The following is a 14,359-nucleotide window of genomic DNA, read 5'->3' as shown; positions in this document are numbered from 1 at the left end:
AGGCCTCGCCGGGCGAGGCCTCAAAGAACGTCACTGTACTGGCGTTCGATCCGGTCCGCGGCCGCCGCGCGGTCGGTGTCGCGGAGGCGGTCGACGTAGCGCCGGAGCTTTTCCGGACGCCGGGTGGCGTGGTACGGGCCGCCCTCCGCGATCACCGTCCAGAGCGGATCCCGAAGTCCGGTCGGCGCGTCGGGGTTGCCGCCGCGCTCGCCGCGGGCCGACTCCTCCATCCGGGCGGCGTGCCACGCCTCAAGGCGGCGCGTGCCCTCGGCGACGACGCCGGGGCGTCTGTCTGCGAGGTTCGTCGTCTGGTGCGGATCGACATCGACGTCGTACAGTTCGACGTCGTCGAAGTCGTGAATCCCGTCGTGGTACGTCCGCAGCAAGAGCCAGTCGTCCCAGCGGACGCCGCGCTGGCAGGTCAGCGCGCCCTGACCGAGGACGAGATGATCGCGGCCGCCCTCGCCCCCTCCGCCTCCGTCGGCGAGTGCGGGGGCGAACGATCGGCCGTCCCACCCGTCGGCCGCCTCCACCCCGATCAGCTCTGCGAGCGTCGGCGCGAGATCGAGGGCGTAGTGAAAGCTGTCGTCGACGCCGACGCCGACGCCCGGGCCGCTCATCACCAGCGGGACGCGCCCGGTCGGCAGGTCGGCCGTGTGGTGATCGCCGTAGATGTTACACTCGCCCTGATTTTCGCCGTGATCCGCGCTGACGATCACCAGCGTCTCGTCCCGGACGCCGTGGCGTTCGAGTCGCGCGAGGAGTTTCCCGACGTGGTCGTCCAGGTACCTGATCCCGACGTCGTAGCCGTCGATCCACCGCCGGAATTCCTCGCGGGAGCCGATCCGCGCCGGCGTCCGTTCCAGACCCGGATCCGCGCCCCAGTCGACGTGCTCATCGGGCGTCTTGCCGACGCCGTGGAGGTCCCGGGCGCTGTGCGGGCCGTACCCCTCCCAGTGGTCGCGGATCGTCGCCTCGTCGGGCCACTCGGGTGCTGGGTCGCCCTCGAACGGATTGCCGTACTCCGCGGGCGTGTCGTAGGGCGTGTGGGCATCCCAGAAGGTGACGTGGAGGTACCAGTCCCCATCGCGCGCGTGCTCGTCGAGCCATCCCACTGCGCGGTCGTAAACCTCGTCGGCGCGTTCGAACCCGCGCCCGCCGGGATCCCGCCAGTCTTCGAAGCCGTCGAGGACGTGCCAGGCGCCGTGCCGGGTGGGGAACGAACTGACGAGCGCCGTGCGGTATCCGGCGTCCCGAAGGACGGCCGGCAGCGTTCGGAATCGCCCGTCGGCCGAAAAGCCCCGCTCTCGGCCGGTCCGCCGGGGCTCCGACGCGAGCCCGCCGTGGTTGACGACCCCCGTGTGGATGCCGAATCGTCCGGAGAAGAGCGCCGTCCGGGACGGGAGACAGGGGAGATCTGACGCGTAGTACTCGGTGAATCCCGTTCCGTTGGCGGCGAGCGCGTCGACGGTCGGCGTCGTGTTCCGATCGTATCCGTAACAACCCAGGTGATCGGCCCGGAGCGAATCGCAGTCGACGTAGAGGATCTTCATCGGTGGGTGGTCGGGATGTGCCGAAGGCGTTCGTCGCGCTCAGACGACATCGTCGAGGGCGGCGTCCTCGTAGACGAGCCGTTCGAGTTTGTCCAGGGTGGCCGCCGGGTTCTCGCGCTGCCAGATGTTCCGACCGACGGTCAGCCCCCGGCCGCCGGCGCGCATGAACGTCTGCACGTCGCGGAGGAACGCCTCCTCGCTCACCGACGCCCCACCGCTCATCAGTACAGGGAGCTCGCCGGCGACGTGAACGGCCCACTCGACAGCCTCCCGCGTCCCGGGGTGCTTGATTTTCGCTAGGTCCGCGCCGAGTTCGAGGCCGATCCGCGCCGCGTAGGCGACGGCGTCGGGGGCGTCGTGGTCATTGACGCCCTGCCCGCGCGGGTACGACCAAAGGACGACCGGGAGACCGACCTCGCGAGCCTCGTCGCGTGCCCTGCTGAACTCCTCGAACATGTCCGCCTCGCGGTTCGATCCCGCGTAGACAGTGTACCCGACGGCGGCGGCACCCAGCGCCGCCGCGTCCTCGACTGTCCAGATCGGCGGCGAGTACCGGTCACCCATCACCATCCCCGTCTTGCCGTTCAGCTTTGCGACCAGCGTCACGTCGTCCTCGTAGGAGGGGTAGTACGTCTCGGCGACGCCCTTCTGGACGGCTAATCCCGTCACCGCGTCGTGGGTCGCGATATCGAACACGGTCGACGGGTTCGCACGTTCGGGCAGGGATTCGAACACGCTCGGGCCGCGTTCGAGGCCGTGATCCATTGCGATGATAATCGACCGTCCGTTCCGGCACACTGGCGTCTCGGCTACTGAGCGCATGTAACGTCCACCCATACCCGAGGCACCGTCAAAGCAGTTTTGGATGCGACAGTTCGGTGTGTCCCGGCCACCGATCGTCGCCCCCACCGCTTGTCGCCCGGATTCGCGTCGCTACCGCGGCTCGCGGACCGTCCGGCCGATCTTTCGACCGCGGCCGAGGAACGACGCGCCTCCCGCCCGGGGCAATAGTTTAGTCACCGGGGGTAGACTCACCAGCACGATCTATCACTCATGGGTCTCGATACCACAACACGGGAACACGTCGACGCCTGTCGGCGTGAACTGCCCTCGTCGCTCGCAGAACGAAAGGTCGCGTTCGGCTTCGACGGCGTCATCGATCGTGTGCGGACCGCCGTCGCGACGCGAGCCGGCCCCGAGGAGTACGAACGGATGGGGACGCTCGAAGAGTTCGGCACGCGCATCGTCGACGCCGCGGCACTCGACACCTCCTGCAGCATCGAATGGTTTAGCGAACGAAAACGCGCCGGCGGCCACACAGCTCACCTCGGCAGGGCGATGGAACGGCTCGGTCACCGGCCGACGATCGTCGGGACGTACGGGTCGCCGCCGCGCGAGACGTTCACGCGCGAATACGACCGCACGCGTCTCGTCTCGCTCGGTGAGGCGCCGGTCACCGACGCCATCGAGTTCGACGACGGAAAGGTGTTGCTGAGCGAAACCCGCCGGTTGGCGAATCTCGACTGGGAGGGGATCAGCTCGGTCGTCGGCCTGAATTCGCTCGCCGCGTCGGTCGACCGGACGGAACTACTCGGTCTCGGCTACTGGGCGACTATCCCCCGGATGCCCACCATCTGGACGGGGCTCCGAGAAGAGCTCTGGCCGCGCCTCCGAGATCCGCCTCGCCGCGTTCTCGTCGATCCGGCTGACATACGGCGGCTCTCGACGGAGACGCTCACGCAGGGTATTGCCTCACTGCGCGCCCTCGACGATGTCGTCCCCATCACCGTCAGCACGAACCGAGCTGAAGCGCTCCGGTTAGCGAACCTCGGCGGGTCGAACGTCGATGAGACGCAAATCGGTGACGTCACCGCCGCGCTGCACGCCACTCTCGGCGTGTCAGAAGTCGTCGTCCACGCGGTAACCGAGGCGGCGATGGTCAACGACGAAGGACGTTGGCGCATCTCCATTCCGCGCGAACCCCAACCGACGATCACCACGAGCGCCGGCGACCACTTCAACGCGGGCCTCCTCGTCGGGAAACTCGCGGCGGTCGATGGCGGCGCACAACTCGCCGTCGGGAGCGCCGTCGCCGGATGGTTCGTCCGGAACGGCGCGCCGCCGACGTACGACGAACTCCGAGACTTCCTCGACGGCTACGAAGGGCGGTTCGAACGTTCTATCGACCACTGACACTCGAAGCCAGACGGGAACCGAGCGTCGATCGTTCCGCGACCGCCGATGGGCCGCTGGTTCGGCGAGCCGCGAGCGCGGCCCACGGACCGCGACCCGTGATCCGTCGCCGCCGGCAGAAGGTTTAATTCGGTTGCAGCGAGGCACTCTATGTGAGTCGACAACACAGCGATGACTTGACTGAAGCGTACCGATTCGGCGTCGTCGGCTACGGGTGGCTCGGCGGGGTGATTGGGGGACAGGTTCGAGACCACGAACGGACGCGTGTCGTCGCCGTCGCCGACGTCGATCCCGAGGCGCGCCGACGCGCCGGAATGGAACTCGCGCTGCCAGACGCGGCGCTGTACGAGACGTATCGGGACCTCTTTGCGACCGAGGAACTCGACGCCGTCGTCGTCGCTACCCCCCACGCGTTCCACCACGAGCAGGTCGCCGCGGCGCTCGACGCCGAACTCGACGTGCTCTGCGAGAAACCGCTCTGTGTCGACCCGGCGAACGCGGCGAAGATCGCCGATCGGGTCGAAGGAAGCGATCGGACGGTGATGCTCGGCTACCAGCGCCACCTCAACGGCGCGTACCGGACGGCTCGTCAACACCTCGCGGCGTCGTCAGACGACATCGTCTACGTGGATGCCGAAATCACCCAGCCGTACATGGAGCTTTTCGGCGGGACGTGGCGGACGACACCCGAACTCAGCGGCGGGAGCGTCACGTACGACACCGGTAACCACCTGATCGATGGCCTCCTCTGGACGACCGGGTTGACCCCCGCCAGCGTCTCCGCCGAGATGTCGTTCGAGGACGACGACCGGCGGATCGAGTCCGACGCGGCGCTCAGCGTCACGTTTGAAGGAGGGGCCACCGGAAGCGTGGCCGTGTCGGGTCGGACCCCCCGGTTCACGGAGCGCATCCGCGTCTGGACCGACGACGAGGAGATTCGGTTCAACGAGGACGAGGTGGTACTGATCGACGAGGAGGGAAACAAGTGCCTGCCGCGCGTCGACCGAGAGGACGACCAGAATAAGGTCGAAGTGTTCGTTGAGGCACTCGACACGGGCGAAGAACCGCCGGCGACCGCACTTGACTCGTTCCGCGCCGTCGCGCTGACCGCCGCAGCATACGAGTCCGCCCGAACCGGTCGCCGCGTCGACGTCGATCCGTCGTAAGCGGCGTCAGCGGAACCGTTCGAGGAACGCGACGCCGCGGTCGAGTGAGTCGAGCGGGTCGTCCGGTTCGTCGTGCTCGTAGATGCACCACTTGACGCCCTCCGCCGCCGCCGCCTCGATGCAGGCCGCTAGATCGACATCGCCTGTGCCCACCTCGACCGACGCCTTCCGAGTGACGTCCACGTCCTTGACGTGAAGGATGGACAGCCGATTCCCGAGGGCGCGAATCCGCTTGACGGGGTCGTCGCCGCAGGCGGCTGCCCAGCCGACGTCCAGTTCGACGCCGATGCGCTCGTCGAGCTCGTCGAGCAGAATGTCGAAGGGCGTCGACCCGTCGAGCGGACGGAACTCCCAGTGGTGATTGTGATACAGGAGCCCGACGTCCCGCTCCCTGGCGTGGGCGGCGAGCTTCTCCAGTCGCGTCGCCGTCTCATGGATAACGTCCCGAGAGCCGAGTCGCTCCTCGCCTATCGACACCGCGAGCGCCTCACAGCCCACCGCGTCGTAGAGGCCGAGCGTCCGTTCGAGTTCCCCTGGGAGTCCCGACAGGTCCGTGAACGGCCCGAGGTGCGCTCCGGGGACGGCGAGGCCCGTCCGATCGAGGGTTCTGACCACTTCGTTTTCATCTGCGCCCGGGAGGCGGTGCAGGAACTCGACCCCGTCGTAACCGGCATCGGCGACGCGTTCGAGCACCCGTGGAAGCGGTTCGTGGATGCCTCTGAGCGTAAACAGGTTTATCCCAGTTTGCATGAGAGTAGCTATCCCCGACGCCGGTAAGAATCTATCCCCGCAGCGGTGTCGCCGGCTACGAGTACTCCATGTTCAGTTCGATGACGTTCGCCGTGCTCAGTACGGCGTCGGGGAGGTCTCTCCGGTAGCGGTCCCCGCGCGTTCGACTGAGCGGTGCGGCCACGCTGACGGCGCCGATCGCTTGGTCGTCCATGTCCCTGATGGGCGCGGCGATACAGCGGAGGCCGCGATGCCACTCCTCGTCGTCATACGCGTACCCTCGCTCGCGTATCTCGTCGAGCGTCTCGAAGAGGCGGTCCCCGTCGGAGATCGTGTTCGGCGTCTTCCCCGGAAGGCCGTGTCGGTCGATGATCTCTTCGACCCGTTCACGCGGGGTGAACGCAAGTATCGCCTTTCCCGCTGACGTCTGATGGAGCGGAACACGTTTGCCCGTGTGAAAACTCGTCTGCACCGCTCCCTCGCTCTTCTCGCGGGCGACATAGACGCCTCTCCCGTGCTCTTCGACCATCAGACTCGCGATCTCACCGGTCTCCTCGGCGAGTTTACGCAACGCCGGTTCCGCCGCACCCAGTAATTCGACTCGGTCACGAACGAACTCTCCGAAGTCGAGAAATCGGAGGCCAATGCGGTATTCGTCGTCGTCGGCGACGATGAACTCCGCTTCCATCAGCGTTTGGAGGTGGTAGTGTACCGTACTTTTCGGGAGCCCGAGGTGGGCGGCGAGTTCGGTGACGCCGGCCCCTTCGAGGTGTTTGAGCGCCTCCGCGACGCGAAACGTCGTGAGCGACGCTTGGATTATGTCCGATTCCTTTTTCATGGTTGGAGAGTGGGTTGTTAGCGTACGTGTAAATAGTTGTTCATTCATGACGAACGGACATCCGTCGATTGGTGGACGGAAATATCCGGAAAACGCATGTACACCTCCACACACACCGTTAATGCCCGGTGTATCGGCGATCGGTCGGTGTTCGAGAAGGTCGAACGACGCCTCTGTCTGTGTTACAGGTCTATGGGTGTCATCGAATGGAACGCTTACGTTCGCTAGTGAGCGTCGAGCGGGTGACTCAGCCGTTCGTGGGCGCGGTTTCGGTCCGATCACTGCCGGCACCGCGCTGCTCGCGTCGGTTCTGCAGCGGCGAACCTCCGAAGTCGGAGCGTGGCCTCGCCGCTCCCCGGCGCGACGATACCTCCGCAAGACGGAGCAATTTTCTGGTCCGACTCAGCGCGGGCGAGGTGAAACGGCATCAGAAAAAGAACAGTGTCTCCCGAAGCTCGCCGCTCAATGGAGCCCCGTATTCCGAGATTTCAACGGCTTCGGCGTGCTTGACGCGCGCGCCGGCCTCCTCACCATAGCGATCCACCAACTCCTCGCGGAAGCGATCGGCGACGTTCATTTCGGTGTTCGCCACCAGATGGCTCAGGCCGTCGTCGGCGAGCCACTCGCGCCGCTCGTCGTCGCCCTCGGGAACCGCGTCGAGTTCGCCGAAGGTGTAGGGGAGCCACTCGTACACCTGTGATTCGTGGCAGTGGAGCGCATCTATCTTGCGTGCTTCGACGTCGGTTACGTCCACGACGACGTCCGGCTCGAACGGCGCGGGTTTCCGAAAGTGGTCGGCGACGTACCCGATGACGGGGTTTGCGCTCAGCGGCGGCGTGTCGGGACAAACATTCGGGACGATCAGCATGTAGGCGGCGTCCTGAAGCAACTGCGCGCAGTAGCGGTGGTCGGGGTGGTAATCGTTGGGACGGGGCCCTAGCACGAGGTCCGGGTCGACGTCCCGGACGAATCGGATGAGCCGCCGGCGGTTCGCCACCGTCGGTTCGAGTTCACCGTCTCTATTGTCGAACACCTCGTACCCGACGCCGAGGGTTTCAGCGACGGCCTCCGTCTCGCGCTTCCGGCGGGCGGCGAGCTCGCGGGGACCCATCTCGTGGTGGCCCGCGCTGCCGTCCGTCACGGAGAGAAACGTCACGTCGTGACCCGCCTCGACGTACTTCGCGGCGATGCCGCCGGCCTTAATCGAGCAGTCGTCCGGGTGTGGTCCAACGATCAGGAGACTGAGCGTCTCTGTCATGGGTCGCGAATCGGGACGTCCTATCGAAGCGTTTTGGGTATCAGCACCCCGCCTCGACGGAAAGCGGGCGGCAGCCAAAACCTATCCGGCCCGGATCATCCGCCGATCGGTAATGAACACGTCAGAGGGGTGATGGCTCGATCCCTTCCGATCCGGCTAAGATCGCCTGCTGCCTCCTCGCCGACGCCGTTCGTTTCATCGAGGGCGATCGGCAGCCATGAGACGGTTCGGTTCGTCGCACATCTCTCATTTTGCGTCCCCACGTCCAATAGTGACCAGCACAATCGCAGAGCGACCTCCACGCGAATTCTATATGCAGGTGGGATGGCAAACACGCGAACCTTCATGTTTCATATGAGCTCGCTTTGATGGTGAGTACATGCGGATCCTGTACATCGACTGTGACTCGCTGCGGCCCGACCACCTCGGATGTTACGGCTACGACCGTAATACGTCGCCGAATATTGACCGGATCGCCGAGGGGGGACGCCGATTCGTGAACTATTACGCCTCCGACGTTCCCTGTCTCCCGTCGCGGACGGCGCTGTTCACCGGGCGCTTCGGCATCCACACGGGGGTCGTCAACCACGGTGGCGCCGCGGCTGACCTCCGGTCGCAAGGAGCGGGTCGCGACGAAGCGAACACAGGCGCTTATCGAACGTGGATGACGGCGCTGCGCAATCGAGAGTACCACACGGCGTTCATCAGCCCGTTCCCGCAACGGCATGCCGCTTGGCACGTCCTCGATGGATTCAACGAATGGCACGACACGAAGGGCGGCGGCACCGAGCGCGCTGAAGTCGTCTATCCCTACGCTGAGAAATGGCTCGAAGGACACGCAGAGGAAGACGATTGGTACCTCCACGTCAACTTCTGGGATCCCCATACCAACTATGACACGCCCCAGGAGTACGGAAACCCGTTCGAGGATGACCCCGCACCCGGATGGCTCACGCAGCAGCGAATCGACGAACAGCGCGAGAGCTACGGCCCACACAGCGCCCGGGATCTCCACCACGAATACATGACCGGTCGGGAGTTGGACGATCTCCCACGAACGCCAGACGAGATCCGCGACCGCGAGACGTTCAAGCAGTGGATCGACGGCTACGACACGGGTATTCGGTACATGGACGACCACATCGGGCGGATTCTGGATCTCCTCGAGGAAAAAGGGGTGCTCGAGGAAACCCTGCTCATCGTCACGGCCGATCATGGTGAAAACCAGGGCGAACTCAACGTGTATGGTGACCACCAACTTGCCGACGAGTGGACCTGTCGAGTGCCACTCATCGTCTCTGGTCCCGGCGTCAAACCCGGAGTCGACGACGGTCTCCACTACAATATCGACCTCGCGCCCACCGTCGTGGAGTTCGTCGGCGGGGACGTTCCCGCGGGTTGGGACGGCCGTTCGTTCGCTGACTCGCTCACTGATTGCGACGGTGCCGGGCGCGAATTTCTGGTCCTCAGTCAGGGAACATGGACTTGTCAACGATCTGTTCGTTGGGATGACTGGTTGCTCATCCAGACATACCACGATGGCTGGCGAGAGTTCTCCCCGCTCGCGCTGTTCAACCTCACGACGGACCCACACGAGACGACGAACCTCGTGGTGGAACGCCCGCGTGTAGTCGACCGCGGACTCAGCTTGCTCCAGCGCTGGTACAGCGCCCGCATGATCGAGAATGCGACGGGCGACGCCGGCGGAATCTCCGAAGCGTCGGATGCGCTCGTCGATCCCCTCCTGGCGGTCGTCCGGGAAGGGCAGCCGTTCTACCAGCGCGGAAATCGAGCGGCGTACGCGGCACGACTCCGAGAGACGGGTCGCGACGCCCACGCCGAGACGTTGGAGCACGAGACCGGCGTCGTCGAGTCCGAAGACCTGTTGGCTGCACACGTGCGGTAGCGGCTCCCGATTACCGGCGCGGTGAACTACCCCACCCTACCGCTCGCCTGACGGCTCGCGCTTGAGGGTGGGGCTTCCTGTTTCAACGACGCGCTTTGCAGACACAGAAGTGTCCATAGGGTGCACAGTCTCTACAGGCGTTAATTCGGAGCGTCCCGCTCCTACCCGCCTGATGCCGCGAGAAAGGATATTCCACGCCGCATTCGCGTCCCTGTCCGCCTCGAGTCCGCAGGCAGGACAGTAGTGTTCGTGGACCCACAACGGCTTGTCTGTCGAAACACCGCACGCCGCGCACTCCTTGGTCGTCCCTCTCGGATTCACGGCGATAAAGTGCGTCCCTTCGCGCTCGCACTTGTATTCGAGCATCCGCAGGAACGTCCCCCACGCCGCCCCTGCCCGGTTCCGCGAGTTACCGGGCAGTTCGACCAGTCCGGCGGCGTCAAGGTCCTCGACCGCTACGAGGTCGTACTCCCGAGCGTAGTAGTTCGAGAGTTTGTGGAGGAAGTCGCGCCGTTTCTGCTTGAGGTCGGCGTACCGTCGGGCCACGACGCGGCGTTGTTTCTCCCAATTCGCAGAGCCGTGTTCCTTCCGCGAAAGGTCGCGATGGGCGCGCTCCAGCCGCTCGCGTTCGTCGGACAGGTCGAGCGATTCGATCGCCGTACCGTCCGTATCGTGGGCGTACGTGAGAATCCCCACGTCGATACCGACGCACTTCTTGGGAGTCTCCGGTTTTGCGGGTGGGTCGTCGGGTGTTTCGACGCCGAGGATGATGTACCAGTAGCTGGTCGGTTCCTGCTTGACCGTAACGGTCTTAATGTCGGCGTCGTCTGGCAGGTCGCGGTGGAAGGTAATGGGGATGTCACCGAGTTTCGAGAGCCACAGTCGGGTCCGACCGCTCGTGTTCTTGAGCGTGAAGCCGGATTGACTGTAGGTAAAACTGCGGTACTCCCCCGGCGCTTTCCACTTCAACCGACCGACCTTCCGACCGGCGTTCTTGGCGTCCGCCAACCGAGAGAGGTTGTCGTACAGTCGTTGTACGACCTTCTGTAGCACCTTCGAGTGAACGCTTTTCAGGCCGCTCCACCACTTCCTGAGACTCGGCAAGAGTTTCTGTTCGGAGTGTGCCGAGGTATCGTCGGTTCGGTTGAGTCGATGCAGGAAGTGGTTATAGACCTGCCTACAGGTATCAACTGTCCACGCTAACTGCTCTTCGAGGACGTCGGACGGTCGGAGTCGATACCTGTAGTTGAAGTTCATTACTCGTCGGTTTGGGCTGGTTCGGACACGCGGACGACCTTTACGTCCGCACCGAGCCAGAGTTTTGGGACGAGGACATAGGCACCGTTTCCGGTCGGTTTAGCGGTCCCTTCGTGGACCTCGTGGACCTCGTGACCTTCGATTGAGTACCTGTCCATCACTGGTGTTTAGACACTGTCCAAACATGACACTTCCGATAACGTGGGCCTATGGGCCGAGCATTGAATGTGTTTGAGAACTGTGCGGGCGTCGCCAGAACGCGGAAGCGTTCTGGCTGCCAACCAGAAGTCTACGGCTTCTCGCGACGTTGACGAGACGCGCAGCGTCTCGTTCGCACACAAGAGCTTCGCTCTTGTGAACGCTGTATCCCCTCCCTGCTCGCGGCATCGCCGCTCACTGATGAAGGGGGCTTAGCGCCTCAATTAGGTAAAGATGTGTTTCACTATGTCCACGTCGGGTCCGGCTTCGATGGCAAACTGGGCTGCATCCCGTTCGTCGCCGGCTACTCCGTGGTAGATGAACTTTCGAAACGAGTTCCAACCGGAGACGACGAATCCCTCGAAACCCACACTCTTCTTTCAAGGTTTTTCGAACGAGATACTCGCTGGCCTCGGTCGGAATACCAAGCAGCTACGCCGCCATTGACCTCCTGTTTCTGCTAGGAGCAGCAGGTGATATCTCTAACTCTATTGCATGTCTCATGTTCTCGATAACGTATCCTCGCTAATCTGGGGTGCGGCGGCAGACAGGCGTGCGAACCGCTCTGTGCCTTCACACCGTACGTTTCTTTCCCAACCGAATCTGGTTCAAAAGCAATAGACAAATTATTTCCGTTTTCATTACACCCCTATCTCTGTAAATGTGGAGACGCGGCATCGTGGTTGTCCACAGTACAGTGAACGAGTGAGCATTGTCCTTGAGACGTGTTCTACGGAACCACGCGTTATTGGTGCCGATCAATGCCGCTCGTGATCGTTAGCTGAATTGAGGCGCTAAGCCCCCCTTCATCAGTGAGCGGCGAAGCCGCGAGCAGGGAGAGGAGACAGCGTCGCACAGTTCTCAAACGTGTTCGGTGGCAGGCCCACAGGCCCACGTTCCGTAACACTTAACTACGTATCTTATGTAACTTATAGTGTGGTAAAGCGCAAGAATATCTCGATACGCGACGACCAAGAGGAATGGATTCAGGAGAACCACCTGAATCTCTCGCGGTTCGTTCAAGACAAATTGGACGAACTCATCGAGGAACGCGAGTAGCGTATGTATTACGCCTACAAGTATCGTCTCAAGCCGTCCGACACTCACCGCGAGGAGTTGGACCGCCACCGCGATATTTGTAGGCAACTGTACAATCACGCGCTCTACCGATTCAATCAAATTGCCGACAACGTGGGCACTGTTACACAGCGCGTCCAGTCAATCCGTGACGAACTCCCCGACCTCAAACAGTGGTGGGACGACCTTCCCACCGTCTACTCGACGGTGCTTCAGACGACCGTCATGCGTATTGCTGATAACGTCAACGCACTCGGAAAGCTCAAACAGAACGGCTACAGCGTCGGCCAACTCACGTGGAAACCGCCACGAGAGTTCCGCAGTTTCACGTACAGTCAATCCGGCTTCAAGCTCGACAAGAAGGGCGGTCGGACGCGACTGTGCCTCTCAAAACCCGGCGACATTCCGATACGGCTTCACCGCGCCATCCCCGACAACGCGAAACTCAAGCAGGTCACGCTCAAGAAGGAACCGACCGGCGAGTGGTACGCTACCTTCGGCGTCGAACTCGACCGTGAACCGCCGACGAGGCCCGGGAATCCCGTGCGGTGTGTTGGTATCGACGTGGGGATTCTCACGTACGCCCACGATACCGACGGGACAGCAGTCGAGTCGCTCGACCTGTCTTCCGAACGTGAGCGGTTGGAGCGCACAACGGAAGCTCTCGCGGAAGCAACACGGCTCTGCCAACTGTGAGAAACAACGGCATCGGGTCGCGAAGTGTCACGCAGACCTTCGACGGAAGCGCCGTGACTTCTTGCATAAGCTCTCGAACTACTACGCTCGAGAGTACGACCTCGTCGCCGTCGAAGACTTGAACGTCGCCGGAATGATGCAGTTCAATTCAAACTCGCGTAACCGAGCATCCGCCGCATGGGGGACTTTTCTGCGGATGCTCGAATACAAGTGCGAGCGAGAAGGAACACACTTCATTCCGGTCGATCCGCGGAACACGACGAAAGAATGTGCGGCGTGTGGTGTCAAGACCGACAAGCCGTTGTGGGTCCGCAAACACTCGTGCCCGGCGTGCGGGTTCACCGCCGACCGAGACTGGAACGCCTCGTGGAACATCCTTCGGCGTGGTATCACGAAAGTAGGAGCGGGACGCTCCGAATCACCGCCTGTGGAGACTGCGCTCCCTACGGGAACCACAGTGGTTCCTGCAAAGCGCGTCGTGGAAACAGGAAGCCCCACCCTCACCGAGCGAGCGAAAGCGAGCGAGTAGGGTGGGATAGTTCACTAAGGGTAGCATGGACCGCCTTGGTGGCGCTGAGGACTTGTCCGACGATATCTTCCTCTAAATAGCGCCCATTTAGTCGATCCATCGGGCCGCAGACGCCGGCTGCGGCGGTACGAGTTCCGTTACTGGACGGAATCGGAGCGGCCACGCCGACGATCCCCTCAGAGTGTTCTTCTTTGCAGAACGAAATCCCGTCATCACGGATCTGACGAAGCTGAGCGGTGAGTTCATCGAGGTCGGTGATGGTCGCGTTCGTGAACATCACACGGTCCGTCGCATCGAGGACCGCCTCCAACTGTTCCCCCGAAAGTGACGCCAAGAGCGCTTTTCCGGGAGCGTTCACGTGCAGCGGCATCCGTTCCCCTTCGAGAAACGGAGGAGACCACCCATCCTCCGGGTTCGTGACGTACGCTGGTACGCCACTGTGTTCCTCGATAATGAATAGCGTCGCTGTTTCACCGGTCGCTGCAGCGAGACTGTCCAGCTCTCGTTTTGCGGCCCGGTAGACCGCCAGATTTTCTCGCGCGTGTTTGCCGAGCTTCAGCGCTCGCAAGGACGGCCCGTACTGTCTCCCTCGTTTGATCACGTATCCATGGGTACGGAGCGTCGAAAGGTGGTTGTGAGCAACGCTCTTGGAAACGCCGACGCGATCTGCCAGGGTCGTAACGCCCAGAGGTTCTCCGATTTCGATGAGGGCTTCGAGGATTGCTATCGACGTCCCGGTCGCTTCTACGGCGTACGGCGATGTATCGCTCATTCTCAGTACGCGTACGAATCCCTAGGTGAAAAATTTGTTCATGAGAGCAGAACAATTGAGGGCGGGATGGTACAGAGGAACCACGGCTAGTTAATCATGATTTATAGGTAACGTCAAGGAACGCCCCTGCTATTCCCACCGAAATATATGCGTTCTGCAGGACTGAATTTCGACCTCATCCTCGCCC

Annotated in this window: 12 protein-coding genes and 1 pseudogene; 5 read left to right on the top strand and 8 right to left on the bottom strand. The window is 62.9% G+C overall.

Translation table 11 applies throughout. From position 1 onward, the window contains the following. Positions 1 to 20: 20 nt before the first annotated feature. Both C3L37_RS06260 and C3L37_RS06255 read right to left on the bottom strand, forming a co-directional pair. Entirely contained in the window at positions 21 to 1,553 is a 1,533-nt protein-coding gene (locus C3L37_RS06260) for a sulfatase family protein (RefSeq protein ID WP_129113751.1), read from the bottom strand. A 39-nt stretch (positions 1,554 to 1,592) separates the two neighbouring features. Next, entirely contained in the window at positions 1,593 to 2,375 is a 783-nt protein-coding gene (locus C3L37_RS06255) for a class I fructose-bisphosphate aldolase (RefSeq protein ID WP_129113750.1), read from the bottom strand. 231 nt (positions 2,376 to 2,606) lie between these two features. Between C3L37_RS06255 and C3L37_RS06250 the strand changes: the two genes are divergently transcribed. Then, entirely contained in the window at positions 2,607 to 3,746 is a 1,140-nt protein-coding gene (locus C3L37_RS06250; protein ID WP_129113749.1) for a PfkB family carbohydrate kinase, read from the top strand. A gap of 152 nt (positions 3,747 to 3,898) precedes the next feature. Beyond that, the gene (locus C3L37_RS06245; protein ID WP_129113748.1) at positions 3,899 to 4,912 is read left to right on the top strand and encodes a Gfo/Idh/MocA family protein; all 1,014 of its coding nucleotides are present in this window, start codon (positions 3,899 to 3,901) and stop codon (positions 4,910 to 4,912) included. Positions 4,913 to 4,918: 6 nt separating this feature from the next. Here C3L37_RS06245 and C3L37_RS06240 read toward each other — a convergent pair whose 3' ends face one another. From C3L37_RS06240 to C3L37_RS06230, 3 genes are all read right to left on the bottom strand, one after another. Then, on the bottom strand, positions 4,919 to 5,662 hold the full coding sequence (locus C3L37_RS06240; protein WP_129113747.1) for a sugar phosphate isomerase/epimerase family protein: 744 nt from the start codon (positions 5,660 to 5,662) through the stop codon (positions 4,919 to 4,921). 55 nt (positions 5,663 to 5,717) lie between these two features. Further along, positions 5,718 to 6,479 carry an IclR family transcriptional regulator gene (locus C3L37_RS06235; protein WP_129113746.1) on the bottom strand — a complete coding sequence of 254 codons (762 nt, stop codon included), beginning with the start codon at positions 6,477 to 6,479 and terminating at the stop codon, positions 5,718 to 5,720. A gap of 427 nt (positions 6,480 to 6,906) precedes the next feature. Then, a complete protein-coding gene (locus C3L37_RS06230) occupies positions 6,907 to 7,737 on the bottom strand; it encodes a PIG-L deacetylase family protein (RefSeq protein WP_129113745.1) in 831 nt (276 codons plus the stop codon). A 379-nt stretch (positions 7,738 to 8,116) separates the two neighbouring features. Between C3L37_RS06230 and C3L37_RS06225 the strand changes: the two genes are divergently transcribed. Further along, entirely contained in the window at positions 8,117 to 9,643 is a 1,527-nt protein-coding gene (locus C3L37_RS06225; protein WP_129113744.1) for a sulfatase, read from the top strand. A 36-nt stretch (positions 9,644 to 9,679) separates the two neighbouring features. On the opposite strand, the gene C3L37_RS06220 is transcribed toward C3L37_RS06225, so the two are convergent. After that, on the bottom strand, positions 9,680 to 10,900 hold the full coding sequence (locus C3L37_RS06220) for an RNA-guided endonuclease InsQ/TnpB family protein (RefSeq protein ID WP_129113743.1): 1,221 nt from the start codon (positions 10,898 to 10,900) through the stop codon (positions 9,680 to 9,682). Continuing rightward, on the bottom strand, positions 10,900 to 11,058 hold the full coding sequence (locus C3L37_RS06215; RefSeq protein WP_129113742.1) for a DUF2080 family transposase-associated protein: 159 nt from the start codon (positions 11,056 to 11,058) through the stop codon (positions 10,900 to 10,902). The genes C3L37_RS06220 and C3L37_RS06215 overlap by 1 nt, the downstream gene beginning before the upstream one ends. Before the next feature lie 976 nt (positions 11,059 to 12,034). Here C3L37_RS06215 and C3L37_RS25260 point away from each other — a divergent pair. Both C3L37_RS25260 and C3L37_RS06210 read left to right on the top strand, forming a co-directional pair. Next, on the top strand, positions 12,035 to 12,157 hold the full coding sequence (locus tag C3L37_RS25260; RefSeq protein ID WP_267195304.1) for a hypothetical protein: 123 nt from the start codon (positions 12,035 to 12,037) through the stop codon (positions 12,155 to 12,157). A gap of 3 nt (positions 12,158 to 12,160) precedes the next feature. After that, positions 12,161 to 13,400 (top strand): annotated as a pseudogene (locus tag C3L37_RS06210) (RNA-guided endonuclease InsQ/TnpB family protein). On the opposite strand, the gene C3L37_RS06205 reads toward C3L37_RS06210, so the two are convergent. After that, positions 13,372 to 14,172: an IclR family transcriptional regulator gene (locus C3L37_RS06205; protein ID WP_129113741.1), complete on the bottom strand. Its 801-nt coding sequence runs from the start codon at positions 14,170 to 14,172 to the stop codon at positions 13,372 to 13,374. The pseudogene C3L37_RS06210 and the gene C3L37_RS06205 sit on opposite strands and share 29 nt — an antisense overlap. Between the last annotated feature and the right edge of the window lie 187 nt (positions 14,173 to 14,359).

The organism is Halegenticoccus tardaugens, assembly GCF_004116405.1.
Lineage (GTDB): Archaea > Halobacteriota > Halobacteria > Halobacteriales > Haloferacaceae > Halegenticoccus > Halegenticoccus tardaugens.
This window is presented reverse-complemented; position numbering and strand designations above follow the sequence as displayed.

Bases quoted from the DNA above. Each gene is read 5' to 3' on its own strand.
- C3L37_RS06225 (WP_129113744.1), top strand. From the start codon at position 8,117: ATGCGGATCCTGTACATCGACTGTGACTCGCTGCGGCCCGACCACCTC.
- C3L37_RS06260 (WP_129113751.1), bottom strand. From the start codon at position 1,553: ATGAAGATCCTCTACGTCGACTGCGATTCGCTCCGGGCCGATCACCTG.
- C3L37_RS06220 (WP_129113743.1), bottom strand. From the start codon at position 10,900: ATGAACTTCAACTACAGGTATCGACTCCGACCGTCCGACGTCCTCGAA.
- C3L37_RS06235 (WP_129113746.1), bottom strand. From the start codon at position 6,479: ATGAAAAAGGAATCGGACATAATCCAAGCGTCGCTCACGACGTTTCGC.
- C3L37_RS06205 (WP_129113741.1), bottom strand. From the start codon at position 14,172: ATGAGCGATACATCGCCGTACGCCGTAGAAGCGACCGGGACGTCGATA.
- C3L37_RS06230 (WP_129113745.1), bottom strand. From the start codon at position 7,737: ATGACAGAGACGCTCAGTCTCCTGATCGTTGGACCACACCCGGACGAC.
- C3L37_RS06215 (WP_129113742.1), bottom strand. From the start codon at position 11,058: ATGGACAGGTACTCAATCGAAGGTCACGAGGTCCACGAGGTCCACGAA.
- C3L37_RS06255 (WP_129113750.1), bottom strand. From the start codon at position 2,375: ATGCGCTCAGTAGCCGAGACGCCAGTGTGCCGGAACGGACGGTCGATT.
- C3L37_RS06240 (WP_129113747.1), bottom strand. From the start codon at position 5,662: ATGCAAACTGGGATAAACCTGTTTACGCTCAGAGGCATCCACGAACCG.
- C3L37_RS06250 (WP_129113749.1), top strand. From the start codon at position 2,607: ATGGGTCTCGATACCACAACACGGGAACACGTCGACGCCTGTCGGCGT.